Raw genomic sequence first — 24,057 nt, 5'->3', positions numbered from 1 at the left:
GGGCTGCCGCCCGACGGCTCGCCTGGTGCCGGGCGGGGTGCCGTCGTCGGGCTGCCGCGCGACGGCGCGCCGGGGTGCCGGGTGGGGTGCCGCCCACCGCCCCCTGTCGAGCTGATATCGGTAACGACTCACCCGCCGTCGCGGCGCAGGACCAGCAGGTCCAGCGCGTCGATCACCGGCCCGGCCTCGACCTGCGCGGCCTCGCGGAGTCGCTCCAGCCCGGCGGCGTACGCGTCGTCGGTGATCAGCTGAAGCGGGGTGTGTGCCTCCCGCCGCAGGTCGGCGGCCGCCTCCCGCAGCGACGTCGCGGTGACCTGGGGAACCGGCTCGACGGCCACGGTGGAGAACCCGGCGCCGGCGAAGGCGGCCGCCACGTCGGCGACCCCGGGATAGGAGTCGAGCACGCGGATCGCCTCCGGGAAGAAGCGGAACAGGGTGATCGCCTCGTGCCGTCCGGCGAACGCGGACCGGATGAGCACGGGCGCGCCGGGCCGCAGCACCCGGTGCAGCTCGCGCGCCGCGGCGGCCAGGTCGGGCACGTGGTGGATGACCGTGGACACCCACACGGCGTCGACGCTCCGGTCGGCCAGCGGGACGTGGGCGGCGTCGCCCGCGACCAGTGGGGCGAACGCGCAGCGGGCGCGCATCGCCGCCGACGGCTCGACGGCGACGACCTCGACGCCGGGAAACCAGGTGGTGAAGGCGCGGGCCCAGCTGCCGGTGCCGGCGCCCAGGTCGACCAGGCGCATGCCGGGACGCGGGTCGAGGTGGCGGGCGACGGCCGCGCGCCAGGCGGTGAGGCCGTCGTCGGTGAGGTGACGGGTCGCGGCGAACGCCTCGGCGTCCGCGTCGTGGTACGCGATGCGGGCCATACCGCTCAGCCAACTATCCGGCGGGCCGGCGGAGCAAGCACTGTGGCGCACCACGCACCGCGGCGTGGTCGGCTGCTCGTGGGTATCCTGCCGAGTCGTGCGGTCGCTCGGTGAAGCCCCGGGGGTGGTGCGGGTGCGGTATCAGATCCACGTCGAGGGCGAGCTGCCGGCGGACGCCCTGCGCCGTTTCCTGCACCGGGAGTACGGCATCGCGCCGGAGACCGTCCACATCGGGCCACTCGATGCGCGCGACGTCGACGGTCCCCGCCCGGTCGCGATGCTCACCCCGCCCGACGAGGACGAGGGCTTCGGCTGGATCCTGACCGGCGACACCGCGCTCGCCGATGCCACCGGCCAGGGCGAACGGGACCTTGCCGTCACCCTCGCCCGGACCTTCGGCGTACGGGCGCTCGTCGACGACGGCAGCGTGCACCCCGACCGGTGGCTGCTGGTCGGCGCCGACGGCAGCAGCGGCCGGGTGTGCATCGACGAGGACGCCGCCGCCGACGGGGACCTGCGGATCGTGCACGCGCTGGAACCGATCAGCGGGGAGCCGCAGCTCGCGGTCGTACCGCCGCCGGAGTGGGCCCGCGACTGGTGACCCGGCCGGCCGCCGCCCGGGCCGCGAGAGCGGTCGGCCGACGTGCCGGTCACCGCGCGAGCACTTCGCGATGCCGACCGGGGGAGGACCGTCGCCGCCCCGGGCTCAGGCGGGAAACGGTCCCGCCCGCAGCAGCGCGCCCGGCAGCCGCTTGCCGAGCCTGCCTTCCAGCCAGGAGGCGGCCGAGGTGATCATCCCCAGGTCCAGCCCGGTGGACCGCCCCATCCGGTCGAAGAGGTAGACGAGATCCTCGGTGGCGACGTTTCCGGTCGCCGCCGGCGCGAACGGGCAACCGCCCGCTCCGCCGATGCTGGCGTCGAGGGTGGTGACGCCGGCCTGGACCGCCGCGACCGCGTTGGCCACACCGGTGTGCCGGGTGTCGTGCAGGTGCAGCCGCAGCGGTGTCCGCGCGTCGGTGACCTCCCGGGCGAGCGCCAACCGGTCGGTGACGTCGGACGGTACGGCCACCCCGATGGTGTCGGCGAGAGCCAGCTCGTCGGCGCCGGCGTCCCGCACCCTGGCGAGCACCTCCCGCAACCGGGACAGCGGGACCTCGCCCTCGAACGGGCAGCCGAACGCCGCGCCGACGGTCACCGTCGCGAACACCCCCGCCGCGCCGGCCGCCCGCACCAGCTCGGCCGCCGTGTCGCACGCCTGGGCCGTGGTCATGCCCTGGTTGCGGCCGCAGAAGGTGTCCGTGGCCACGACGACGACGTTGATCTCGTCGACGCCCGCGGCCAGCGCCCGGTCCAGGCCGCGGCGGTTCATCACCAGGCCCGCGTACCGGACGCCGTCGTGGCGGGGGACCGCGGCCATCAGCTCGTCCGCGTCCGCCATCTGCGGCACCCGGGCGGGGTTGACGAAGCTGGTCACCTCGACCCGCCGCGCTCCCGCCCGCACCGCCCGGTCGACGAGCTCGACCTTGTCGTCGGTGGTGAGGACCGTCGACTCGTTCTGCAGGCCGTCGCGGGGTGACACCTCCACGATGTCGATGCCGGCGGTCATCGGTCCTCCGACAGGTAGGCGACGGCGTCGGCCTCGCCGACCACCTCGGCGTACTTGGCCTGCAGGTCGGACAGGCTCGCCTCGTGCGGGCCGGCGGCGCGGTCCGCGACCGCCTCCCGCACCACCAGCGGCACGAAACCGTGCTGCATCGCGTCCACCGCGGTGGCGCGTACACAACCGCTCGTGCTGACGCCGACCAGCACCACGGTGTCGATGCGCGCCGCGCGCAGGGTGGACGCCAGGGACGTGCCGAAGAAGGCGCTGGCGTACTGCTTGACCAGCACCAGCTCGTCGTCGGCGGGGCAGACCTCCGGCATCGGCTGCCCCATCGCGCCACCGCCGTCGACGAGCTGCCGCAGGGCGGGGACCTTCCGGACGAACAGACCTCCGTCGACACCGCCGGGCCCGTAGGCGACGCGGGTGTGCAGCACCGGGATCCCGTGCCCACGGGCCGCGGCGACGACCCGGCCGGCCGACCGTAGGCAGTCGGTGGACGGCAGGCACAGCGGGCTGGCCGGGTCGAAGTAGGCCCGCATCAGGTCGATGACGAGCACGGCGGGACGGGCGCCGGGCGGGAGCGCGCCCCCGAATCCGTCGTCGCGGCTGGTCGGCGCGGGGTTCATCGGGCGACGGGCGGCCGGGGTGCGGGCAGGCCCGTCTCCTCCAGGCACCGGTCCAGGACCGTCTCGATCGGCGGCCCCATGTCGAACGTGGGCAGCGGGTCGGGGCGTCCGCGGCGCAGCTCGGCCCGTACCTCCTCGGTGGCCGCGACGTCGACGGCGCCGGCCTCGTCGCAGACCACGCCGTAGCGACGGGCGCCCGCGGGGGTGACCAGGCCCCGGCGGACCTCGAGGCCGACCAGTTCCGGGTCGCGGGCCAGCGGGTCGCCCCAGCCGCCGCCGCCCCAGGTGACGAAGTGCAGCACGTCGCCCGGGGCCACGGGCACGTCGTGCACCTTGCTGCCCAGGATCTCGGTGCCGCCGTCGGCGCGTTCGAGCCACTTGCGGCCCCGCGCACCGGGCTCGCCGCCGTTCACCCCCCACGGATAGGTCAGCCAGCGGTCGTCGTGGATCGCGATGGTGCCGGCCTCCAGGAACCGGTAGGCCACGTCGACGCCGTTGCCGCCGCGGTGCAGTCCGGCGCCGCCGGTGTCCGCGACGGTCTCCCAGCGTTCGACGCGCAGCGGGTAGTAGGACTCCAGGTACTCGCACGGGATGTTGACGAACGACGGCCACAGCGAGTGGCCGTCCGGGCCGTCTCCCACCGGCCGGCCCGGGATGCCGCCGAAGCCGATGGAGTAGAGCTGGAACCATTCGCCCTTGCGCTCACCGGGCCCGTAGGTGCCCGAGTACATGAAGTGCGGTGACGACGAGAAGCCGGCGGCGTTGAGCAGCCCGGGGTTCGTCTGGCCGAGCAGGCCGCCGAACAGGTCGAAGACGCGTCCGATGCCGTGGTTGCGCGCGTTGAGGGCGGCGGGGTACGCGGGCTTCCAGAACGAGTCGTCGGGGATCGTGACGTCGACCAGCGGATAGAAGCCGTCGTTCCAGAGGATCTGCGGGTCGGCGACGGTGATCATGTAGATGCCGAAGAACATCCGCACGAGGTTCTCGTTGATGTAGTAGTTGATCGGTCCCTGCGCCTGCGGGCTGCTGCCGGTGAAGTCCAGCAGCACCTTCTCGCCGGTCCGGGTCAGGCTGAGCTTGAGCTCGTAGGGTCCGTAGCCGAGCCCGTCGTCGCAGATGTAGTCGGTGAACGACAGCGTCTCGCCCTCGGCGAACACCGCCTCGAGCAGCACCTTCATGGCCCGGTAGTTGCGGTCGAGGAGCTGGTCGAGCGCGGAGTTGTAGGTGTCCACCCCGAACCGGGCGCACATCTCCTGGACCCGACGGGAGGCGGTCCGGCAGGCCGCGACGATCCCGTTGAGGTCCGCCCGGTTCCAGTCGGGCTTGCGCACCTGGTTGAGGATGATCCGCAGGGCGTCCTCGGCTAGCACCCCCCTGCGGTACAGCTTGAACGGCGGGATGACCACGCCCTCCTCGAAGATGGTGCGGGCGTCGGTCGGCATCGACGCCGGGGTCTTGCCGCCGACGTCGGACATGTGCCCGAACATCGCCGCCCAGCCCACGATCCGTCCCTCGAAGAAGATGGGCAGCACCACGAGCCAGTCGTTCGCGTGGCTGATCGCGGCGCCGCAGGAGTACGGGTCCGACGTCAGCAGGACGTCGCCCTCCTCGATGTCGCCGTCGAAGTTCTCCAGGAAGTCCGGGATGGACAGCCCGAACTGTCCCACCATCATCTTCCCGTCGCGGTTGGCGATCAGCGGGAACTCGTCGTGCTGTTCCCGGATGCCCGGCGACAGCGCGGTCCGGAAGAGCACCTCGTCCATCTCGTAGCGGGCGTTGCGCAGCCCGTTCTCGATCAGGTCGAGGGTGACCAGGTCGACGTCCACGGAGCGAAGTGGTCCGGTAGCGGTCTCGATGAGGCGTGCCATGGTCAGCTCTCCGTGGTGGTGTCGACGGGACGGATGAGGAGGCTGCCGCTGGGGTGCACGGTGGCCGTGTGCCCGGGCAGCACGAGGGTGGTGGAGTCCATCTCGGTGATGATCGCCGGGCCCGGCACGACGTTGCCCGCGCGCAGCAGGGCCCGGTCGTAGCCGCCGGCCTCGACCTCGGCGCCGTCGACCCAGATGCGGTGGTGGGCCCGCAGCGCGGCGCTCGGGTCCGCGTCGCCCGGTTCGACCTCGGGCGCGGCGACCTGCGGCCGCGGGCCGTGCGCGGTGGCCCGGACGGTCACCAGTTCGTGTTCGGCGTCCAGGACGAAGGAGAACAGCCGCTGGTGATCGGCGTCGAACGCCGACCGCAGGGCATCGAGCCCACCGCCGGTCCCGTCGAAGGCGTCGATGTCGACGGCCACGGGGATCTCGAAACCTTGGCCGTGGTAGCGGAGGTCGGCGGAGTAGACGACCCGCTGCTCCTCGGCGGGGACGCCCTGCTCGCCGAGGGTGGCGCACGCCTTGGCGGCGAGTTCGTCGAGGACGGCGCGCAGGCTGGAGTCGGTGAGTTCGCCGAAGCGTCGCACCAGCGTGCGCACCGACTCGTCGCGCAGGTTCGTGGTCGCGTCGCCGTAGGCGCACAGCACCCCGGGCGACGGCGGGATGATCACCGGCCAGGCGCCGGTCAGCCGGCCCAGGGCGTTGGCGTGCAGCGGACCGGCGCCACCGAAGGCCACCAGCGCGTAGTCGCGCGGGTCGAAGCCCTGCTGCACCGACACCAGCCGCAGCGCGCCGAACATGTTCTCGTTGACGATGTCGATGATGCCGGCGGCGGCGGCCTCCACCGACTCCAGACCGGTGGCGTCGGCGATCGACTTCACCGCCGCCCGCGCCGCCGCGCGGTCCAGCGTGATCTCGCCCCCGGCCAGGTCGGTGGGCAGGTAGCCGAGCACGACGTTCGCGTCGGTCACCGTCGGCTGGTCGCCGCCCGCCGCGTACGCGGCCGGACCGGGGGCGGCGCCGGCCGACTGCGGGCCCACCCGCAGCGCCTGGGTCAGCGGTGGCACGTGGGCGATGGAACCGCCTCCGGCGCCCACCGTCCGGACGTCGACGGAGGTGGCCCGGACCTTGAGGTCCCCGACGGTGGTCTCCCGGCCCACCCGCGGCGACAACCCCTGGACCAGGGCGACGTCGGTGGAGGTGCCACCCATGTCGAAGGTCAGGAAGTCCCGGTAGCCGGCCTGCTCCGCCACCCAGGTCGCGCCGGTCACCCCGCCGGCGGGCCCCGACAGCAGCAGGTTCACCGGGTTGTCCGCGGCGACGGCCGCGGAGACCAGACCGCCGTCGCTGCGCAGGATGCACAGCCGTCCGGCCACCCCCGACTCGCGCAGCTGCGCCTCCAGGTTCGCCACGTAGCGCGCCACCTGCGGCTGCACGGCGGCGTTCGCGACCGTGGTGATGGTCCGCTCGTACTCGCGCAGCTCCGGCAGCACCGACGACGACAACGACACCGGTACGCCCGGAAGCTCCTCGGCGGCCAGCTCGGCCACGCGGCGCTCGTGCTCCGGGTTGGCGTAGGAGTGGATGAGGCTGACGCTCAGCGCTTCGATGCCCTGCGTCCGCAGCCGGCGCAGCTTCGCGCGGACGTCCGCCTCGTCGAGTTCGGTCACCACCGCGCCGTCGGCGCCGATCCGGCCGCGGACCTCCACGGTGTCCTCCAAGGCCGCCAGCGGCTCCGGCTTCGGCCAGATGATCCAGCCGGCGAGGCCCCCCGGCACGAACGACCGGGCGATCTGGAGCACCTGCCGGAAGCCCTCGGTGGTGACCAGCCCGACCCGGGCGCCCTTACCCTCGAGGATCGCGTTCGTGGCGACCGTGGTGCCGTGGAACACCTCGGCGATCTCCGACATGGGCACACCGGCCGCCGCGCAGGCCCGCTCGATGCCCCGCAGCACCCCGACGGACTGGTCCTCGGGGGTGGAGGAGGTCTTGGCCCGGTAGGTGTCTCCCGTCGCCTCGTCGATCAGCAGGATGTCGGTGAACGTTCCCCCCACGTCCACACCGAGCCGGTAGGTCATGGTTCCTCCTCAGATGACGCCGGCGGAACGCAGCGACGCGATCGCGCCGTCGTCGAGTCCCAGCAGGTCGCGGTAGATGTCTTCGTTGTGTTCGCCGAGCTCGGGGCCGACGTGCCGGACCCGGCCCGGGCTGTCGGAGAGCCGGGGTACGACGTTGTGCATGGCGAACTCGCCGAGGTCCGGATGGGTCAGCCGGACGATCGCCTCCCGCGCGGCGAAGTGCGGGTCGGCGAGCATGTCCCGGGCCCGGAAGATGCGGCCCGCCGGAACGCCGTGCGCGTGCAGCCGCTCGAGCAGGTCGTCGGACCCGAGCGTGGAACTCCACTCGGCGATCAGGCCGTCCAGCTGCTCCATCCACCGTCCGCGCGCGCCGTGCGTGGCGTACCGCTCGTCGGTGGCCAGCTCGGCCCGTCCCATCGCCTCGGCGAGGCGGCGGAACACCGTGTCCTGGTTCGCCGCGATCAGCACCATCTCGCCGTCGGCGGTCGGGTAGACGTTGCTCGGGGACACGTTCGGCAGGGTCGTCCCGGTCCGCTCCCGCTGGTAGCCGGCGATCTGGTACTCGGGGACGAGCGACTCCATCATCGCCAGCACGGCCTCGTAGATGGCCGAGTCCACCACCTGGCCCCGACCGGTGCGTCCGCGTTGGTGCAACGCCACCAGGGTGCCCAGGCAGGCGAACGTCGCCGCGAGGGAGTCGCCCAGGGACACGCCGGCTCGCGCCGGGGGGCGGTCGGGGTCGCCCGTGACGTACCGGATCCCGCCCATCGCCTCACCGATCGAGCCGTACCCGGCGCGGGAGGAGTAGGGGCCGGTCTGGCCGAAGCCGGTCACCCGGGTGACCACCAGGCCGGGGTTGATCTCCCACAGGCGCTCCGGGGCCAGGCCCCACCGCTCCAGCGTGCCCGGCCGGAAGTTCTCGATCAGCACGTCCGCCCGCGCGACGAGCCGGCGTACCAGATCCTGTCCCTCGTCGGTCCGCAGGTCCGCGGTCACGGACTTCTTGTTCCGCGCCACCACCGGCCACCAGAGCGACTTCCCGTACGGCTTCTCGCGCCCCCACTGCCGCATGGGGTCACCCCGACCCGGGTCCTCGACCTTGATCACCTCGGCGCCGAAGTCACCCAGGAGCTGGCCGCAGAACGGTCCCGCCAGCAGCTGGCCCAGCTCGATCACCCGGACGTCGTCAAGCGGCAGTGGAGTGCTCATGGACCCCTCAATCAGCGTCTTTGCATGCAATCAACCCGACGTGTGACTGGCGTTACAGCAGGCTGTGCGGGAAAAGTAGGCTCCTCATGTTCGCGCTGTCAATGGTCCGCGGGCTCATTGCATACAACCTGCCGCGTTGTTACCGTGCGGAGCATCATGAGTGACCGCACCGGGCTGCGGGAGGCCGACAACGGCCACGCCGCCGACCACGCCTACCGGCTGATCCGGGACCAGATCCTGTCCGGGCAGCGGTCGGCCGGCGAGTGGCTCCGCGAGGGCGAGCTGGCCGAGTCGGTCGGGGTGAGCCGGACGCCGGTCCGGGAGGCGCTGCGACGACTCACCGCCGAAGGGCTGGTCCGCCACGAACGCAACCGCGGCGTGCAGGTCCAGGCCTGGAGCGTCCACGACCTCGACGAGATCTTCAGCCTGCGGTCGGTGCTTGAACCCTGGGGCTGTCGCCTGGCGGCCACCACCGGCACCGTCGACGTGGCCGCGCTCGACGCGCTGGCCCACCGGATGGACGAGGTCGCGCCGGACGGACGACCGACCGACGTGGACCAGCTCACCGAGCTGAACAACCAGTTCCACCGGATGATCCTCGAGGCGTCCGACAACAGCCGCCTCGCCGGCGTCGTCTCCTCGGTGATCCAGATGCCGCTCGTCTGGCGGACGTTCTCCCACTACAGCCCCGAGGCCCTGCGCCGGAGCCTCGCGCACCACCACGAACTGGTGGCGGCACTCACCGCCGCCGACCCCGACTGGGCCGAGTCGGTCATGCGCAGCCACGTGCGGGCGGCGTGGCACTCCATCCGCCCGGGTCACGACATGTGACGTGGGGCGGCTCGTACCCGGTGCCGTCGTCAGGGCGTCGGGGTTACCGCGTGCGCCTCGAAGAAGGAACGCGACCGCGGGTTGTATGCGTCGCATCGGCGACCAGCGAGAGGGCGGGCTGCCGCGAGAAGTTCTCCCTGCAGGTCGGGGTCGAGCCGAATCGTTCCGGCGGCGTCCAGAACGACATGACCGTGTTCGAAGAGCGCGTCGCAGCCGAATAGGCACGCTGCCAGGGGCGCCTCAGCTGTGCATTGTGGCTTCGTCGGCGACGGGTTCGTAAGTCGTCTCTACCAGACGCTTCACGTGGACCAAGGAAGCCAGATAGGCGCGTGTCTCGGGGTCGGTGGAGTAGAGGATGGTGCCGCGCATGCCTCGGGTCATCAACACCTTGTAGGTGTTCCGGATCAGCCGGTCCGCCTCGGAGTCGCTGAGCTGCTTCCGACTGCGGAATGCCGGGTCTTTCGACTCGGTCCGTTGGGTCACCAGCCGGCCGTCGCGGGCAATCAGGTCCGGCCCGATGATCACGCCGGACCATTCGTATTCGAAGCCCTGGGCCGTGTACACGCACCCCACCTGACCGAAGCCGTTCGGGTCGGTGGCCCAGAACGCACTACCCGGCGCGTCACCGACGCTACGGTCACTCTTGACGTTCCAGGGCCGGGCCCAGCCACCGACCTGCACGTCCGGGACCAGGGAATCGTCCGGTCGGGGGTCGCTCCACGGCCAGCAATAGCCCGCGGACATGCGAGCAGTCTCCCCGGCGGCCTGCTTCGCCTGCAGGAACGCCTCCATCTCCTCCGGCGATTCCGCCAGTCGCAGGTCGAACCGACCGTCACCGGTCCATACCGACGGCTCACCGCCGTCGAGGCCGAGCAGGTCGAGGACCCACTCCTCGTACGCCTCGCTGCCGCCGCACCGGAACTGGTCGTGTAGCGACACGACCTCCACCTCCAGGTTGAGTTGCTTCGCGTACGCGGATATGACGTCGACGCTACCCAGCTCGCCCGGCTTGACCACCTGATGTTCGTCGAGGAGGAAGACCGGCACCCGCGCGGCGGCGATCAGCTCATCAATCTGCGGGCGAGCCTTGTCCCGCTTTGCCTTCGGCGTGAAGCGGTTGACCGACGTTTCCCGGATCCGATGTGCCTCGTCGCAAATCAGCACGTCAAGGCCGTTCCTCTCAGCGGCCATGAAGCTGTTGAAGTAGCCGAACAGGTTCTTCAAGCGGGTCGAGCCCTTGCCGGCGTATCTGCGCAGGGTTTGGGTGAACGATCGCGAACCGGTGGCGTGCATGACCGAGCGCTGCTGGCGGGCCAACTCCCCGAGCACTGACAGCGCGATCACGCTCTTGCCACTGCCTGGTCCACCGGACACCACCACGACCGACTTGCGGTCCGCGGCGCGCGCCCGCTCCACGGCGTGCAACACCAACTCGTACGCTAACCGCTGCTCATCAATCAGCGTGAAGTGCGACCGCACCTTCAGCTCGGCCGCGGCGTACGACAGGAGGTGCTTGCTCGGGCGGACAGAACTGGTGAGGAAGCGGTCTGCGGCCGCCGCCCCCGGAGCGGGAGCTAAGTAGGTTTGCAGGTAGTCGAGGAACTGCCCACGGCGCTGCTTGGTGAAGATCCGGCTCTGCTGCGTGGGCCGCCGCACGAAAAGGTCGTTCACATCCCGGTCCACGGCATTGTGGAGGTACGCGGCGCCGACAATCTGGGTGCGACGATGGGACAGGACGCCGAGGAAGTCCGTCAGGTACTCGCAGTAGTCTCCGACCTGCACACCGGGGTGCAGACGTGGGCCGCGGGCGTGCTCGACCAGCACCAGCCGGTCGGATCCTTCATAAGACTCGGCCCGCGACCACTGCTTCAGCTCCACCACCACGTAAGAGTCGTCGGCGGTCCTCGGATGCACGCCCGCGAGCACCACGTCGACCCGCTTGCTCGTCAGCGGTAGCTGGTACTCGACCAGTACCTCCACCTGACCCAGCCCGGCATCGGCCAGATCCTGCCCGAGCACCGTGAGACTGCGCTCCCACGACCGGCGTTCTGCGGCGCTCACGTTGTGGCCGATCTGTTCCGCGACCCGATCGGCGATCGTGCCGGCGGTGGCATAGCGGAGGAGACCATCGGCGGAGGTGCGGAACGCTGACAACACATGCCCCCGGGCAGCACGAATTCATCGTGCGCATGGGGGGCATGTCCGGCACCGGCTGGAAGCCCGTCGTTACGCGCTTGTACGGCTGGACTGTAGCGAAGAGATGATCTCCGCGCACGCCCCGCTACCGCTTGGTGGCGGAGCCTTTGACCTGTTGAACCGGATAGCGGACCGCAACCTCCGCCAACTTGGTGACGGCAGCCGCCTCCAGGTCGATGCCGAGGACATCCGCGAGGCGGGTCAGGTAGATCATCACGTCGCCGACCTCTGCCCGGACGCGCGCGCCCGCCTCAGGATCGTCCATCACCGCCGCTGCCTGTTCAGGCGTGAGCCACTGCAGTTCGGCCAGCAGCTCGCCGACCTCGCCGGCCAGGGCCATGGCGAGATTCTTCGGCGTGTGGAACTGCTGCCAGTCGCGGTCCTCGGCGAAGGCTCGCAGCTGAGCGGTCAGGTCGTTCACCGGGAAAGTCTTGCATGGTCGGAGCGCCGTCCATGAGCCCGCCAGCAGCCAACCTTCGCCGAGCGGATCGCCGAGGTCATCGGCGACAGCACTCTGCCGAACCACGGAACTACGTGTCGCGGCCGCTGAGAATCGGCGCGCGCTCCGGTCAGGTCGACGGCCGGCGGATCGATGACTCCCTCGGTTCATGCGAGGTGGTCCTCAGTATGTGGCACGCTGACACCGATCTCTGTCGATCGAGGGTCAGCGGCGCGAGCATGCGCCACGTAGGGTGGGGCTCGGACGTCTCCCCGTAACCGGAGTGCATCTTGAGCCTGAAGTACTACCTCTACCTCTCGCACCTCAAGATCGGGCTCCTGGCCGCGCAGGTCGCCTCCTCCGCGCAGCACGAGACCGAACTCGCCGTGGACCTGAAGGTCGTCCGCTACAGCCGCAAGGCGGTCCTGCCCGAGCGTCACGACCTCGACAAGCTGGAGAAGGTCATCCGGCATCTGCAGGACGCCGACCAGATCGGCGCCGCGGACGAGGAGCGCCCCTACGTCCAGGCCTGCCTGGAGATGCGCTGGCAGGTCTTCCCGACCGCCGGCATCGTGGTCTTCGCGGGAACACTCGACGACCAGGTCGTCGTCCTGGGCGGCTCGGCGTCGCACGTGGTCGGTGGCGGCGACGCCGAACCGGTCGGATCGGTCCCGCCGTACCTGTTCCGCAAGCTCCAGGAACTGCGAGCCGACCCGGGCGAGTTCGACGACGAGCGCTTCCACGAGTCGTTGGCGCAGATCGGGGCCGCGCTGCCGGGGCCGGCGCAACGGGTCGAGTTCGTCGCGAAGCGGCTGACCGGGAAGCCGGGCCCGAACGGCACGCTGCTGGGCAGCCCGATCTACGTGGCGCTGGTCGACTAGGGCCTCGGCGTGGACGCGGGGCAGGTCATCCGGTGGCGGCCGGGGGAGACCGTCCTCGACACGTTCCGCATCGAGGAGGTGGTCCAGACCGGGGGTACGGGATTCGTCTACCGCGCCCATCACCTCGCCTGGGGCGTCGACCTGGCGGTGAAGACACCGCGCCCCGACCTGGCCTCGGCGCCCGGGATCCTCGACCTGCTCGCGCAGGAGGCGCAGGCCTGGACCGATCTCGACCCGCACCCGAACGTGGTCGGCTGCAACTATGTCCAGCGCGTCGGCGCGTACCCGGTGATCTTCGCGGAGTGGGTCGCGGGCGGTGACCTGACCGCGGCGGTCCGGGACGGTCGGTGCCGGGACCTGCCGCGGGCGCTCGACGTGGCGATCCAGATGCTGCGCGGCATCGGGCACGCCCACGCGGCGGGTCTTGTGCACCAGGACGTCAAGCCGTCCAACGTCATGTACGACGGGCAGACGGCGCGGGTCACCGACTTCGGGACGGCCAAGGCGAAGGCGTCCGTCTCGTCGCCCGCGCCGGGTGGCGACGAGACGGGGTACGCGACGCTCGGCGGCTTCACCCCGCAGTACTGCTCGCCCGAGCAGGTCGATCCGCAGGGCCGGATCGGCCGGACCAGCGACATGTGGTCCTGGGCGTTGACGGTGATCGAGGTGCTGCACGGTCGCCGGCTCTGGCGGTGGGGGCACGAGGGCGCGGACGCGCTGGCGGAGCTGCGCGACGACCTCCCGCCCGCGCTGCGCGAGCTTTTGGCGGGCTGCCTCGACCACGATCCCCGGTCCCGGGTCGGCGACACCGCGCAGGCGGAGGCCGTTCTGCTGGACGCGTACGCCCACGCCACCGGAAGCCCCTACCCGCACCCCGACGAGGTCCCGCCGTCGCTGCGCGCCGACGGCCTGTCCAACAAGGCGCTGTCGCTGTGGGACCTCGGTGAGCGGGACCGGGCGGTCGAGCTGTTCGAGCGGGCGAAGGCGATCGACCCGAACAACGTCCGCGCGGTTTACAACCACGGGCTGATCAGGTGGGGCAACGGCGTGGTCACCGACGAGACCCTGCTGTCGGAGCTGGCCGCCACCGGCGACTCCTGGGAGGCGGACCATCTGGCCGCCATGGTGCACATGGAACGCGGCGACGGTGTCCTCGCCGCGCGCCACCTGGCCGAGGCGGACCGCAAGCACCCGGGCTCGCCCGAGATCGCGGCCGCGCGTGAACGGTGCGCCCGACTGGAGCCGAGGGGCACCCTGGAGGTGTTCGGGCGCACGACCGGCACGGTCGTGGCGATGGCCTGCGACCATGACGCGACGCACGTGGTCGTGGCCGAGGAGTCGGGCGCGGTGCGGATCTGGGACGCGTTCGCGGGCCGGGTCGTCGCCGAACTCGGCGACTCCGGCCGGACCCCGGTCGACGTCGCCGTCGACGAGGCCGGCACCCGGGTCCTCGTCTGCTACCAGGACTCCGTGGTCGAGAGGTGGCGTCTCGCCGACGGAGCGGCCGATCTCGACGGCCGGTGGGAGGGCGGGACCGCCGTCGCGCTCAGCCCCGAGGGTGCCTTCGCGGCCGTGGGAACGGCCGACGGTCGCGTCCTCGTCCTCCGTGCCGACACGTGGGAGCCGGTCGCCGACCTCCGGCCGCACGAGGGCAGGGTCACCCGCGTTATTCTCGGCCGGGACGCCGAGGTGGTCGTCTCGGCCTCGTTGGGGCGCGCCCACTCCGGCGTCGATCACCGGGTGGAGCAGTGGTGGCCGCTGCGGCGTACCCGGATGCGCGGCCTGGAGATGCTTCCCGACGAGCTGGGGCCCGACAACCAGAAGGTCGCCCTGGCCGCGGACGGTTCCACGGTCCTGAGGGCCGCGTTCCGTACCCTGATGGCGGTCGACATGCGGATCTGGGACGGGCCGCGACGGTGGGAGATCCCCTGGCTGATGGGATACGACCTGCTCGGCGTGTCGGGCCGGGCGGGCTGGGCCCTGCTCGACCCCGGGACCGGCGACCTCCAGGTGCTCGAACTGGCCAACCGCCGGTGCGTCCGCACCTTCGGCAAGGACTGGGATCGGGGTACGCACCGCGACGCGGCGGCGTTCAGCGGCAACTGCGGGTACGCCGTCATCGCCGAGTCGGGCGGCTACCCCCGTGGCCGGACCTCGCTGTCCCGCCTGCCCATGCCGCTCAGCGGGCATCTCGCTCCCTGGTCGTACGCGCCGCCCCGCCCGGTCGGTGTCCTCGCCCACGAGGAACGGGCGTTCGAACAGGTGATGGCACGCATCGACGCGCTGATCCGGGCGGGGGAGCGGCGGCGCGCCGCCGACGCGATCCGCGAGGCCAGGGCCATTCCCGGCTATCACCGCCACCCTCGACTGCGCCGTGCGTCCCGGGCCGCCGGCCGGGACCTGCGGCGCACCGCGTTGGCAGGCGTCTGGGTGGAGCAGGAACTGTCCGACGTCATGCTCACCCGGGGCACCTACGACGTCAGCGAGGACGGCAGACTGTTCGCCTTCCCCGCCAACGTCGACACGGTCGAGATCTTCGACCTGGAGACGCTCGAGAAGGCGGGTTCGGTGGCCCAGCAACGGAACCCGGCCTCCACGCTGCGCTTTGCCAGGGGCGGGCGTGACCTGGTCATCGGCTACTCGGACGGGTCGGTCGCCTGCCACGACACCGCGACGTTCGAGCCGCGGTTCCGGGTCGCCGGCGCGTTGCCCCGCGACGAGGGTGAGACGACGCTCGACCTCTCCGGCGACCTGCTGACCGTCGGATTCGGGTACGGCCTGGCGACGGTGTGGTCGCTGGAGGCCGCGGCCTGCGTCGCCACGGTCCGCACCGGGCGCGGAACCATAGACGGAGTTACGGCCGACGCGACGTCCCGCCTGGTCGCCGTGCTCCTGCGAACCGGCGACACGACCACCGTGGAGGTCCGGTCGCTGGACACCGGGCAAAGCGTGAAGACCTTCCCCCGCGTCGACGCGCACACGGAGATCCGCTTCGCCTCCGGTGTGCTGCTGATGGCCGAGATGACCCACCTGACCGCGTGGCGACCGGGCGGCCGGCGCCCGCTGTACAAGCTCCAGCGGGTCAAGCACAGTTCCTCGGCCCGTCTCGCCTTCACCGGCGGCCGTCGTCTCGCCGCCATCGCCGGTGAGAAGGGCTTCGTCGTCTGGCACGCCGCGACCGGAGAGCTGGTGTTCGACGGGAGGGACCTCGACGACCCCGACGGCCAGGTCCACCGGATCGACAACCTGGCGGTCTCCGCCGACGGGGCATTCGCCGTCGCGGGGGACCCGGGTGAGCAGACCGTCGATGTCTGGGACCTACGAGCGAGACGCCGGATCCGGACGCTGCACGGCCACCTCGTCTGGGTGAAGACGGTACGTGCCGACGGCTCCTTCAGCACCGTCGTCACCGGCGACTATCAGGGCAACGTCCGCATCTGGGGCCTCGACTGGGACTACGGGGAGTGATCGACAGTGTTCCGACGACGCCGCCAGCACGACGAGCTGCGCGCGAGGTTCCTCGCCAACCGGGATCGGGTCCGGTCCTGGCAGGAGGCGTGGGAGATCCCCGAGGTCGTGTGGACCGACGAGTTCAATGAGGTCCCCTCACCCTGGATCGTGCTGGAGAAGGACCGGGAGAGCTGGCTCAGGATCCACGCGCCCGTGATGGACACCTACTACTGGATGTTCCTCGGGCGTCCGTTGACTCCTGGAGTCCGGGAGGTCCGGGTCCGGTGGCAGTTCGGGGCGGGGCACCGGTTCGAGGAACTGGACCTGACGATCGTGAGCGTGTGTGACCCGGCGTACCTGGCCGAGAAGCTGACCCTGGCGGTTCACCAGGCCAGGTTGAGGGGCTGGCGGGACGAGGACGCGCAGCCGGTCTACCAGTGGCTCGTCGAGGGCGTCGGCATGACGCCCCTCGGCAACGCCGTACGGGGCAACAAGCGGTCGGGATTCGTCCTGATGAGGTTCAGCCGCTTCCCGACCTCGGACGGAGACGTGGCCGTGCGACTGACCGCGGTCGAGACCGACCGCGCCTTGGACGGCTCACCGCTGGACGCCGACGGCGTCTCCATCCCCGACCGGTAGAGGAGCCGTGAACGGGTGAAGCCGAGAGCGGTCCCGCGCCGGCCTCCTACGTCACCAAGCGATAGTTCGGGATGCCTCGGCCACGTTCCTCGTCGGGCGCGTCGATCGACCGTGCTGCCGCACCGGCCGGCACTGGCGCACGGGAGACGTGGATCCCCTCCAGGCAGGTGTCGCACCAGAACGAGGCATAGCCGTACCCGGCACCCGGGGGACCGATGAACACCATGCGTAGGGCGTGGTGTCCGCAGTTGGGGCAGGGCAGGTGCGCCGTCGCGGGCAGGGCGCGGTAGACGACCTCGTACGCGTCGAGCCACTCGTCCAAGGTGGCCATCGGTCAACTCCTCTCGGCCGGGCCGAACGACCATGCCACCATTGATCCTCGTGGTCGAGCGCGAACCTCGAAGCTGCGCGCCGGTTTGAAGGGCCTCGGCTGATGGCGGCGCAACGAGAAGATCGACCGCCTGCTTCGGTACGGCTTGCCTGTGGGGTGACCAGCGGCTGGGACCGGTTCGACGCGGATCGGCGCCTCACCCTGAGCTGACGCATCCCCGACCTCAGACGGATGAGCTCGCTTCGTCCCTTCAGGGCAAAGCCGGTGGCTGTTCAGCATCCACTTTCTGCAGACCAGCTGTCTGGCGCAAGGCTTGCATCCTTGATCGAATGAGGCTCGGCCGGCGCTGATGATCGAAGGAGTTCACGGAATGGCGACAGATGCCCTCGACGGACCAGTTACCCAGGAACCCGTACCCGGGCAGCGAGTCCTCGACCTGTTGGACAAGGCCATCGCCATCCAGAGCCCCCTGGTCGCCAAGAACATCGCCCGGGCCCGCCAGCGGAACCCAGAGGCCACGCCCGAACAGGTGATCCGAAGCCTGGAACGCATGTACGTCAGCGCCTTGACCGGGACGGGTGCGGCGGTGGGCGGAGCGGCGGCCGCGCCCGGCGTCGGCACCGGCGTCGCCTTGGCGCTCTCGGCCGGCGAGGCTCTCTCTTCCCTTGAGCTGAGCGCCCTCTTCGCGCTCTCGATCGCCGAAGTCCACGGCGTCCGCATCGACGAGGTCGAGCGCCGCCGAACCATCGTCATGGGAATCATGCTCGGCGGATCCGGTTCCGCCACCATCAGCAAGGTCGCCGAGCGTACAGGGCAGCACTGGGGACGCCAGATCGTCGCAAAGGTGCCGAGCGAGACGTTGAAGCAGATCAACAAGGTCCTTGGGAAGCACTTCGTCACCAAGTACGGGACCAAGCAGGGGATTATCGTTCTCGGCCGCGTGGCGCCGTTCGGCATCGGTGCGTTGATCGGTGGTGGCGCGAACGCCGCCCTCGCCACGCTGGCGGTACGGGCCGGCCGCCGTGCGTTCGGCCCACCCCCGCCCACGTGGCCCTGACCGGCGGGTAGCCCAATCACTCGGTCCGGCCGGTCCATGGCTAGCCGGCGAACAGCACCCTTTGCGGGAAGTCACCGCGGTCCCGCCAGCAGTTGACGACCTTGGCAGTGATGGCGCTGGCGGCGGCATCGAAGTCGCCGTCCTCGACACGCGCCTCCGATGTTCGCGGATCGATCACCAGGATGCGGTCGAACCTGTCCTCGAACCCGAACTCGTAGCGCACCTCGTCGGCCGGGGCGTCGGCCCGCCGGGCGGCCACCATCATGCCCATCTCGTCATTGTCCGGTTCTCAGGTGAACCATGCATCCTAGATCGAGCGTGGAGGCGTCCGAAGGCCGGGTCAGTGCTGCTGTCCGCTGCCGTCAGCCCCGGCCCGTCGGACCTTGTCCGGGGTCAGAGCCACGCTGCTGAGCGTGCGGCCGTCCTCGTCGGTGAACTCCACCTCGTAGGCGAGATCGGGCCGGTGAAAGACATGCACGATCGTGCCGACCGCCCCGGCGGGCAGGTTCTCCTCCGGAAGGGCATCCCTGAGTTGGACCAGGTCGTACAGCTCCACGGGTGTCCTCACTTGGGCGGGAAGGAGATGGTGACAAGACGTGGTGTGGACCCACCTGCTTCCAGGATCCAGGCGGTCCGGACCAGGATAGTTCCGGAGGGACCGGTCAGCGGCACGTCCACCGACCAGCGATGGCCGTACTGGTCGACCTTGCCCGGGAGCGGTGATCCGTGCTGCACGCCCTCGCGGATCTGCTGCTCGACCACCGCCGCGTCTTCGGGGCCTAGCCCGGTGGCCGCGTTGATGACCCGGTACTTGTTCTTGCCGACGGGGTGTTCTGGGTTCATCGCGTAGCCAGTGATCTTCCGAGAGTCGATCTCGGGATTGCTGAAGTCGGGCGCGTCGGGGTCACGAGGTGTCCGAGGCGGTTCGAAATCGTGCGGCGGGCGAGGCTCGGCGGGCTGGCGCCGTAACCGGCTCAGTGCCTCCCTCAGCTTCTCGATCAGGTCGCCGAGCCGTCGCACCTCCGGCATCAACCGCCGTAGGCTCGCCAACAACCCCCGGACCAGCCGCGCGATCCGCGCCGCCCACGACGCCACGGTCGTGGTCACCTGCTCCACCACCAGCGGCGTCGCGAGCCCGGCCGTGGCGACCAGTTCGGTCGCGTACACGATCAGGCGGGACACGCAGGCGGCGATGGCGTCGCGGACCAGCAGGCGCACGGCCGCGACCAGGCCGGCGGCGCCCTCGGTGATCGCGGCCATCGCCTCGGCACCCTGGGCCAGCCCGGTGATCGCCTGCTGCTGCTCGCCCGCCCAGCGCCGGTAGCCGGTGGCGGCGGTCCCGGTCCAGCCGGCGACCTCGGTGCGGACGGCGTGGGCCAGTTCGGCGGCGTCCTCGCGCAGCGACGCGGCGACGTTGCGCCAGGTCTGGGCGTGGGCGGTGATGGCGGCCGGGTCGCCGGCGAGCCAGTCCAGGGCCTCGCTGAGCGGCCGGACGTGCTCGATGAGCCAGGCGATGCCGTACTGGAGGAGCGCGCCGGCCGGGTCGGACACCAGGGCGAGCGCGTCCAGGCCGGCGCTGACCACGCCGAGGCTGCCGTCGATCCAGCTGCCGCTGCGGACGCCCTGGGCGATGAGTTCGATGTCCTCGCAGATCCACACGCCGGCCCAGGCGCTGGGGCCGGTGTCCGTCGCGGCGGCGACCAGTGGGTTGGTCGTCACCGCCGGGGCCGCACCTGGTCCAGCAGGTGCGCGGCGTGGGCGTCGGAAGCGCGGTAGCGTTCGGCTCCGGCGCGGACCTTGTCGGCGGTGTCGCGCACCGAGGCGGCCGCGGTGCCGATGCCGTCGGTCAGGGTGCGCTGGAGGCCGTCGAGCAGGAGCGGCATGATCGCGCAGAGCTGCCCGTACGCGTCGGCGCTCAACCGGACCTGCTGGCCGGCGCCGCGTGCGGTGTCGATGCGGTCGGCGCAGCGGTGCAGGTGGGCGGCGTGGGCGGTCAGGTCGTCCGGGTCGACCTGGAGGCCCTCAGCGCTCGGCATCGGGCGTGCCAGGGTCGGGGTCGAGCCGTCGCCGGTGGCTCTCGACGATCGCGCGTGCGGCCGGGTCGTCGTCGCCGAGGGTCTGCGTGGTCGCCTCGGTGAGCTGCCGCAGCAGGTCGGTGCGAGCCGCCCGGGCGGTGGTGAGGATCTGCCGGGCGGTGTGGGCGGCGGAGTGCTGCCGGGTGCGTTCGTCCAGCCGGAGGTCGGCCAGCGCACCGGCCTGGTCGACGGTGACCTCGACCAGGCCGTCGGCGCTGCGGGCGGTGCCGGTCAGCGCCTGCGTGCGGGCGGACAGGTCACGGGCGCGCGCGGCCCGGTCGGCGAGGGACGACTCCCACTCGTCGAGCCGGCGCGTCGCCGCGTCCAGCGCGGCCTCGTCCGCCCACATGGCCACCCTCCCCTGAGGACATCGGTGACAGTCACGCTAGCAACTCGTCGCGCTCGGTGAATGCCCCCGATTGACGCCATCCGCGGCGGACGAGCAGCGTCACGTGGGAGCGTGAGGACGGATGGTCGGCATCTGTTGCGCCTCGCCGGGTGGAGGCGACCACCGGCCCGGGCGCGGGTGTGCGCCGACGAGGGGCGTGGTTTCAGCCCTGGAGCCGCGACGCCCAGTAGACCTGCCCGTCCGGTCCCATGTAGACCAGCGCCAACAGCAGGTCCGGCAACGTCACCGGCGCGCTGGCGATCGGAACGTCCCGCTGGTTCTTCTCCAGGTGCGGGAAGAGCGCCACGAACGTCACAGGTGAGGCGCCGACGTCCCCGATCGCCAGTCGGCTGCCGACGCTGAGCCACTCGTGCTCGCCGACCCGGATGTCGCCCGCGCCGCGCAGCCACGGGTAACGCTCGGGGATCCTGTTCTCCACCCCGGCGCTGCCCATGCCGACGCTCTGCTGCGGCGCGGCCACCCCGAACACCGGCGGCTTGTAGTCGGTCCGCTTGTCGATGAGGAACAGCGCGAAGTATCCGCCGTCCAACCGGGCCGGCGGCTTCTGCCAGGACACCCGCCCCAGCACCAACTGGTCACCGTCGGACGCCACCGGCGCCTGGTACGCCGGCCCGAGTGCCGCCTGCGCCTCGTCGTAGTCGACGAACTCCAGCGACGAGTTCAGGTGCAGCGCCTCCGGACCGTAGGGCGGACGCTGATGCCACCAGCGCCATCCGCCGACGGCCGCCACGGCCACCACCAGCACCACCGCCGCACAGGCGGCCCGTCGCCACGTCACGGCCGTCAGTGAACCATCCCGTCGCCCGCTCAGCGGGCCAACCGGACCAGCGCCGCCACCGTCCGGTCCACGTCCGCCTCCGTCGTGGTCGCGTTCGACACCGAGATCCGCATCAGCCGCCGCCCCCGCCACGTCGTCCCGCCCACCCAGCACGTCCCGTCGGCCTGCGCGGCGGCCACCACCCGGTCGGTGCGCGCGTCGTCGCCGAACCCGACCAGCACCTGGTTGAGCACCACCTCGTTGGCCACCTCGAACCCGGCCGCGGCCAACCCGTCGGCGAACCGGCGGGCCAGCGCGCAACACCGCTCGACCAGCTCCGCGACGCCGTCGCGACCCAGCTCCCGCAGGCCCGCCCAGACCGCGAAACCCCGGGCGCGGCGCGAGGACTCCGCGGTCAGGTCCGCGCCCGCCGGCACGCCACCGGAACCCACGAGGTACGCGGCCGCGTACGACATGGCCGCCGCGTGCACGTCGGGCCGGGCGCAGAACGCGAACGCGGTGTCGTACGGCAGGTTCAGCCACTTGTGGCCGTCGCAGGCCCACGAGTCGGCCGCCTCCAGCCCGTCGACCAGGTGCCGGGTGCTCGGGCCGGCGGCCGCCCACAGCCCGAACGCGCCGTCGACGTGTACCCAGCCGCCGTGCCGGTGCACCAGGTCGCACGCCCGGCGCAGGTCGTCGCACGCGCCGGTGTTCACGTTGCCCGCCTGCAGGCAGACGATTGTCGGTCCGGGACCGGCCTCGTGCAGCGCCGCCGCGAGCGCGTCCGGGTCGATCGCGCCCTGTGGGCCGGTCGGCACCGGGCGCAGCGCGTCGGTGCCGAGGCCGAGCAGCCGCAGCGACCTGTCGATGGTGGCGTGCCGTTCGGCACCGGCGAACACCCGGACCGCTGGCGCGCCGATCAGGCCGCGTCGTTCCACGTCCCAGCCGGCGTCGGCGAGCACCCGGTGGCGGGCGGCGGCGAGGCCGGCGGTGTTGGCCGCCTGCCCGCCGGTGACGAAGCCGACCGACGCGGTCGCCGGGATGCCGAGCAGGTCCTTGAGCCATGCGCCGGCGGCCGTCTCGGCGGCCACCGCGGCCGGGGAGGTGACCGGGTTGAACGCGATCTGGTCCCAACCGGCGGCGAGCATGTCGGCGGCGGTGGCCGCGGGCGACGCGCCGCCGACCACGAAGCCGAAGTAGCGCGGCCCGGCAGTGGCAACCAGACCGGGCTCGGCGGCGGCCACCAGTTCGGCGAGCACCTGCTCGGGCGGGGTGGGCGCGGCGGGCAGCGGGACGGCGAACGCGCGGGTGAGCGCGGCGTGGTCGACCGGCGGCCCGACCGGTCTGTCCGGCAGTGACCGCCGGTAGTCGGCCGCGTGGTCGGCGGCCCGCCGGAACAGGTCCCTCAGCTCGTCCATCGCCGCACCCTAGCGCCGACGCCGAACGCGCGGGTACCGCCGGCGTCGACGGGCGGCGGTGGCACTCGGAGTGAGTGCTGAGTGACGTCCGTGACCGCTGGCTCACCCATCGACTCCTGCGATTGTGTGGACTGGACGGACCGGCGGTGGCTTTCCCGCCGACGAGGTGGCGCCCGGGAGGACCGATGAGCCTGCGGAGACTGCTGGAGAGCACCCCCGCCCGTCTCGCCCGCCAGGGTTCCGACCTGCTCCAGCTCGGCGTCCTCGCCGGCACGGCGCTCGTGACGGCCTACGGCGTCGGGACCACCTGGCTCGTCGCGCTGCGCCTCCCACCGGCGGCTGTCGCCGTCCTCGCGGCGCTTCTGTTCGCCGCCTCGGTGGCGACCTACTACGTGCGCTGCGTCTACCGCCCGCCGGACTTCCTGATCGAGGAACTGGACGGGTCGCTGGTCGTCACCCGGGTCAGGGGTGACGACGGGCGGGACCACCACCGCTACGCCTACACGCGGCGGCAACGGGTCCGCGCCACCCGGCAGATCCGTCTGGTGGGGGTCCGGTCCCACTGGAGCGGACAGAACCGGGTGGTCGAGGAGGCGACCTCGCTGTTCCCGGAACACCGCCTGCTCGACGGCGCCGTGGCCGAGGAGGACGGGCGCGTCTACCGGTGGCTGTACCTGCTCGGCCCGCTCGCCCGTGGCCGTCGGGTGAGCGTCGGCATCAGGCAGGTGTTCGAGGACGTGTACGCGCCCATGAAGCCCTACTACCGGGAGAGCTGCGAGGAGCGCCGGGTCCGGAAGCTGTCCGTGCGGGTGCAGTTCGACCGCCCGGACGCGCCGGCCGAGGCGTGGCAGGTGGTCTGGCGGCGAACCCGGTCGGGCGCGAGTCGCCAGGAGGTGGCCCGTACGCCCTGCGAGCCCCGCGGCGACCGGGCGACGGGGAAGGTCGTCTACGAGGTGTCGCTGCGGCGGCCGGACCCCGACTGCGCCTACGGCATCTGGTGGCGGTGGCCGGACGACCCGCCCCGGCGGCGCCCGGCCTCGGGCCCGGCCGGTGCGGCGACCCGGCGCAGCGGGACCGACGACGTCACCCTGGCGCCTCCGACAGCGCGACGGTGAGCCGGTCCAGGTGCGCGGCGACCGGACCGACGGTGAGCAGGCCGCTGCCGGCCCCGGCCAGTTCACCCGCGGCCGGGGTGAGCGCGGCCCGCGCCCGCCGCATCGTGTCCCGGTCGCCGAGCGTCACGGCGGCCCGACCGGTGAGACACCACATCGCCTCCAGCAGCAGGTCGCGGGGCGGTTCCGGGGCCCGGCGCAGCGCG

Annotated in this window: 23 protein-coding genes and 1 pseudogene; 7 read left to right on the top strand and 17 right to left on the bottom strand. The window is 71.9% G+C overall.

The genetic code is table 11. From position 1 onward, the window contains the following. Positions 1-128: 128 nt before the first annotated feature. On the bottom strand, positions 129-872 hold the full coding sequence (locus HUW36_RS06255; RefSeq protein WP_174527236.1) for a class I SAM-dependent methyltransferase: 744 nt from the start codon (positions 870-872) through the stop codon (positions 129-131). A 133-nt stretch (positions 873-1,005) separates the two neighbouring features. Here HUW36_RS06255 and HUW36_RS06250 point away from each other — a divergent pair, with 133 nt between their 5' ends. Continuing rightward, positions 1,006-1,473 (top strand): hypothetical protein, encoded by a 468-nt coding sequence (locus HUW36_RS06250; RefSeq protein ID WP_174527235.1) that lies wholly within the window; start codon positions 1,006-1,008, stop codon positions 1,471-1,473. Positions 1,474-1,578: 105 nt separating this feature from the next. Here HUW36_RS06250 and HUW36_RS06245 read toward each other — a convergent pair whose 3' ends face one another. From HUW36_RS06245 to HUW36_RS06225, 5 genes are read right to left on the bottom strand one after another with little or no spacing between them, the layout of a single operon-like run. Next, positions 1,579-2,478, bottom strand: a complete 900-nt coding sequence (locus tag HUW36_RS06245) for a hydroxymethylglutaryl-CoA lyase (protein ID WP_174527234.1) — start codon at positions 2,476-2,478, stop codon at positions 1,579-1,581. Continuing rightward, positions 2,475-3,101 (bottom strand): isochorismatase family protein, encoded by a 627-nt coding sequence (locus tag HUW36_RS06240; protein WP_174527233.1) that lies wholly within the window; start codon positions 3,099-3,101, stop codon positions 2,475-2,477. The genes HUW36_RS06245 and HUW36_RS06240 overlap by 4 nt, the downstream gene beginning before the upstream one ends. Beyond that, a complete protein-coding gene (locus HUW36_RS06235) occupies positions 3,098-4,969 on the bottom strand; it encodes a hydantoinase B/oxoprolinase family protein (RefSeq protein ID WP_174527232.1) in 1,872 nt (623 codons plus the stop codon). Before HUW36_RS06235 ends, HUW36_RS06240 begins: the two co-directional genes overlap by 4 nt. 2 nt (positions 4,970-4,971) lie before the next feature. After that, positions 4,972-7,047 (bottom strand): hydantoinase/oxoprolinase family protein, encoded by a 2,076-nt coding sequence (locus HUW36_RS06230; RefSeq protein WP_174527231.1) that lies wholly within the window; start codon positions 7,045-7,047, stop codon positions 4,972-4,974. Positions 7,048-7,056: 9 nt separating this feature from the next. Further along, entirely contained in the window at positions 7,057-8,256 is a 1,200-nt protein-coding gene (locus tag HUW36_RS06225; protein WP_174527230.1) for a CaiB/BaiF CoA transferase family protein, read from the bottom strand. 156 nt (positions 8,257-8,412) lie between these two features. On the opposite strand from HUW36_RS06225, the gene HUW36_RS06220 reads away from it, so the two are divergent. Then, complete coding sequence (locus HUW36_RS06220) at positions 8,413-9,087, top strand: GntR family transcriptional regulator (protein WP_174527229.1); 675 nt, start codon at positions 8,413-8,415, stop codon at positions 9,085-9,087. Between the two features lie 240 nt (positions 9,088-9,327). Here the strand turns inward: HUW36_RS06220 and HUW36_RS06215 are convergent, their stop codons facing one another. Further along, entirely contained in the window at positions 9,328-11,241 is a 1,914-nt protein-coding gene (locus HUW36_RS06215; protein ID WP_174527228.1) for a DUF2075 domain-containing protein, read from the bottom strand. Positions 11,242-11,368: 127 nt separating this feature from the next. Further along, a complete protein-coding gene (locus tag HUW36_RS06210; RefSeq protein ID WP_174527227.1) occupies positions 11,369-11,704 on the bottom strand; it encodes a nucleotide pyrophosphohydrolase in 336 nt (111 codons plus the stop codon). A gap of 308 nt (positions 11,705-12,012) precedes the next feature. On the opposite strand from HUW36_RS06210, the gene HUW36_RS06205 reads away from it, so the two are divergent. Genes HUW36_RS06205 through HUW36_RS06195 form a run of 3 tightly spaced genes read left to right on the top strand, consistent with a single transcriptional unit; the run spans position 12,013 to position 16,692 of the window. Beyond that, positions 12,013-12,603: a DUF7019 family protein gene (locus HUW36_RS06205; protein ID WP_174527226.1), complete on the top strand. Its 591-nt coding sequence runs from the start codon at positions 12,013-12,015 to the stop codon at positions 12,601-12,603. 9 nt (positions 12,604-12,612) lie between these two features. Next, positions 12,613-16,071 (top strand): protein kinase domain-containing protein, encoded by a 3,459-nt coding sequence (locus HUW36_RS06200; RefSeq protein WP_174527225.1) that lies wholly within the window; start codon positions 12,613-12,615, stop codon positions 16,069-16,071. A 6-nt stretch (positions 16,072-16,077) separates the two neighbouring features. Further along, positions 16,078-16,692 (top strand): hypothetical protein, encoded by a 615-nt coding sequence (locus HUW36_RS06195; protein ID WP_174527224.1) that lies wholly within the window; start codon positions 16,078-16,080, stop codon positions 16,690-16,692. Positions 16,693-16,738: 46 nt separating this feature from the next. Here HUW36_RS06195 and HUW36_RS06190 read toward each other — a convergent pair whose 3' ends face one another. After that, complete coding sequence (locus tag HUW36_RS06190) at positions 16,739-17,023, bottom strand: hypothetical protein (protein ID WP_174527223.1); 285 nt, start codon at positions 17,021-17,023, stop codon at positions 16,739-16,741. A gap of 439 nt (positions 17,024-17,462) precedes the next feature. Between HUW36_RS06190 and HUW36_RS06185 the strand changes: the two genes are divergently transcribed. Continuing rightward, entirely contained in the window at positions 17,463-18,080 is a 618-nt protein-coding gene (locus tag HUW36_RS06185) for a hypothetical protein (RefSeq protein ID WP_217428778.1), read from the top strand. 40 nt (positions 18,081-18,120) lie between these two features. Here HUW36_RS06185 and HUW36_RS06180 read toward each other — a convergent pair whose 3' ends face one another. From HUW36_RS06180 to HUW36_RS06150, 7 genes are all read right to left on the bottom strand, one after another. Beyond that, the gene (locus tag HUW36_RS06180) at positions 18,121-18,351 is read right to left on the bottom strand and encodes a hypothetical protein (protein ID WP_174527221.1); all 231 of its coding nucleotides are present in this window, start codon (positions 18,349-18,351) and stop codon (positions 18,121-18,123) included. Positions 18,352-18,420: 69 nt separating this feature from the next. Continuing rightward, positions 18,421-18,636, bottom strand: a complete 216-nt coding sequence (locus HUW36_RS06175) for a DUF4926 domain-containing protein (RefSeq protein WP_174527220.1) — start codon at positions 18,634-18,636, stop codon at positions 18,421-18,423. Positions 18,637-18,644: 8 nt separating this feature from the next. Continuing rightward, the gene (locus tag HUW36_RS06170) at positions 18,645-19,799 is read right to left on the bottom strand and encodes a WXG100 family type VII secretion target (RefSeq protein WP_246247919.1); all 1,155 of its coding nucleotides are present in this window, start codon (positions 19,797-19,799) and stop codon (positions 18,645-18,647) included. Next, entirely contained in the window at positions 19,796-20,116 is a 321-nt protein-coding gene (locus tag HUW36_RS06165; RefSeq protein ID WP_174527219.1) for a type VII secretion target, read from the bottom strand. Before HUW36_RS06165 ends, HUW36_RS06170 begins: the two co-directional genes overlap by 4 nt. Continuing rightward, positions 20,103-20,504: a YbaB/EbfC family nucleoid-associated protein gene (locus tag HUW36_RS06160; protein ID WP_174527218.1), complete on the bottom strand. Its 402-nt coding sequence runs from the start codon at positions 20,502-20,504 to the stop codon at positions 20,103-20,105. Before HUW36_RS06160 ends, HUW36_RS06165 begins: the two co-directional genes overlap by 14 nt. A gap of 202 nt (positions 20,505-20,706) precedes the next feature. After that, the gene (locus tag HUW36_RS06155; RefSeq protein WP_174527217.1) at positions 20,707-21,342 is read right to left on the bottom strand and encodes a hypothetical protein; all 636 of its coding nucleotides are present in this window, start codon (positions 21,340-21,342) and stop codon (positions 20,707-20,709) included. A 29-nt stretch (positions 21,343-21,371) separates the two neighbouring features. Then, positions 21,372-22,739, bottom strand: coding sequence for a pyridoxal phosphate-dependent decarboxylase family protein (locus HUW36_RS06150; RefSeq protein WP_174527216.1), 1,368 nt, complete (start codon positions 22,737-22,739; stop codon positions 21,372-21,374). A 185-nt stretch (positions 22,740-22,924) separates the two neighbouring features. On the opposite strand from HUW36_RS06150, the gene HUW36_RS06145 reads away from it, so the two are divergent. Beyond that, positions 22,925-23,854, top strand: a complete 930-nt coding sequence (locus tag HUW36_RS06145; protein ID WP_174527215.1) for a hypothetical protein — start codon at positions 22,925-22,927, stop codon at positions 23,852-23,854. Here HUW36_RS06145 and HUW36_RS06140 read toward each other — a convergent pair. Then, positions 23,823-24,057, bottom strand: a pseudogene (locus HUW36_RS06140) (SARP family transcriptional regulator); the annotation flags it as partial. The gene HUW36_RS06145 and the pseudogene HUW36_RS06140 sit on opposite strands and share 32 nt — an antisense overlap.

It is taken from the genome of Micromonospora maritima, assembly GCF_902825405.1.
Lineage (GTDB): Bacteria > Actinomycetota > Actinomycetes > Mycobacteriales > Micromonosporaceae > Micromonospora > Micromonospora maritima.
Note: the sequence above shows the minus strand (reverse complement) of the source record. Positions and strands in the feature narration are given on the sequence as shown.

What these genes read in the sequence shown, in the direction of transcription:
- HUW36_RS06255 (WP_174527236.1), bottom strand. Translation starts at nt 872, where the DNA reads ATGGCCCGCATCGCGTACCACGACGCGGACGCCGAGGCGTTCGCCGCG.
- HUW36_RS06245 (WP_174527234.1), bottom strand. Translation starts at nt 2,478, where the DNA reads ATGACCGCCGGCATCGACATCGTGGAGGTGTCACCCCGCGACGGCCTG.
- HUW36_RS06240 (WP_174527233.1), bottom strand. Translation starts at nt 3,101, where the DNA reads ATGAACCCCGCGCCGACCAGCCGCGACGACGGATTCGGGGGCGCGCTC.
- HUW36_RS06235 (WP_174527232.1), bottom strand. Translation starts at nt 4,969, where the DNA reads ATGGCACGCCTCATCGAGACCGCTACCGGACCACTTCGCTCCGTGGAC.
- HUW36_RS06230 (WP_174527231.1), bottom strand. Translation starts at nt 7,047, where the DNA reads ATGACCTACCGGCTCGGTGTGGACGTGGGGGGAACGTTCACCGACATC.
- HUW36_RS06225 (WP_174527230.1), bottom strand. Translation starts at nt 8,256, where the DNA reads ATGAGCACTCCACTGCCGCTTGACGACGTCCGGGTGATCGAGCTGGGC.
- HUW36_RS06220 (WP_174527229.1), top strand. Translation starts at nt 8,413, where the DNA reads ATGAGTGACCGCACCGGGCTGCGGGAGGCCGACAACGGCCACGCCGCC.
- HUW36_RS06190 (WP_174527223.1), bottom strand. Translation starts at nt 17,023, where the DNA reads ATGGCCACCTTGGACGAGTGGCTCGACGCGTACGAGGTCGTCTACCGC.
- HUW36_RS06180 (WP_174527221.1), bottom strand. Translation starts at nt 18,351, where the DNA reads ATGGGCATGATGGTGGCCGCCCGGCGGGCCGACGCCCCGGCCGACGAG.
- HUW36_RS06165 (WP_174527219.1), bottom strand. Translation starts at nt 20,116, where the DNA reads ATGCCGAGCGCTGAGGGCCTCCAGGTCGACCCGGACGACCTGACCGCC.
- HUW36_RS06160 (WP_174527218.1), bottom strand. Translation starts at nt 20,504, where the DNA reads ATGTGGGCGGACGAGGCCGCGCTGGACGCGGCGACGCGCCGGCTCGAC.
- HUW36_RS06150 (WP_174527216.1), bottom strand. Translation starts at nt 22,739, where the DNA reads ATGGACGAGCTGAGGGACCTGTTCCGGCGGGCCGCCGACCACGCGGCC.
- HUW36_RS06145 (WP_174527215.1), top strand. Translation starts at nt 22,925, where the DNA reads ATGAGCCTGCGGAGACTGCTGGAGAGCACCCCCGCCCGTCTCGCCCGC.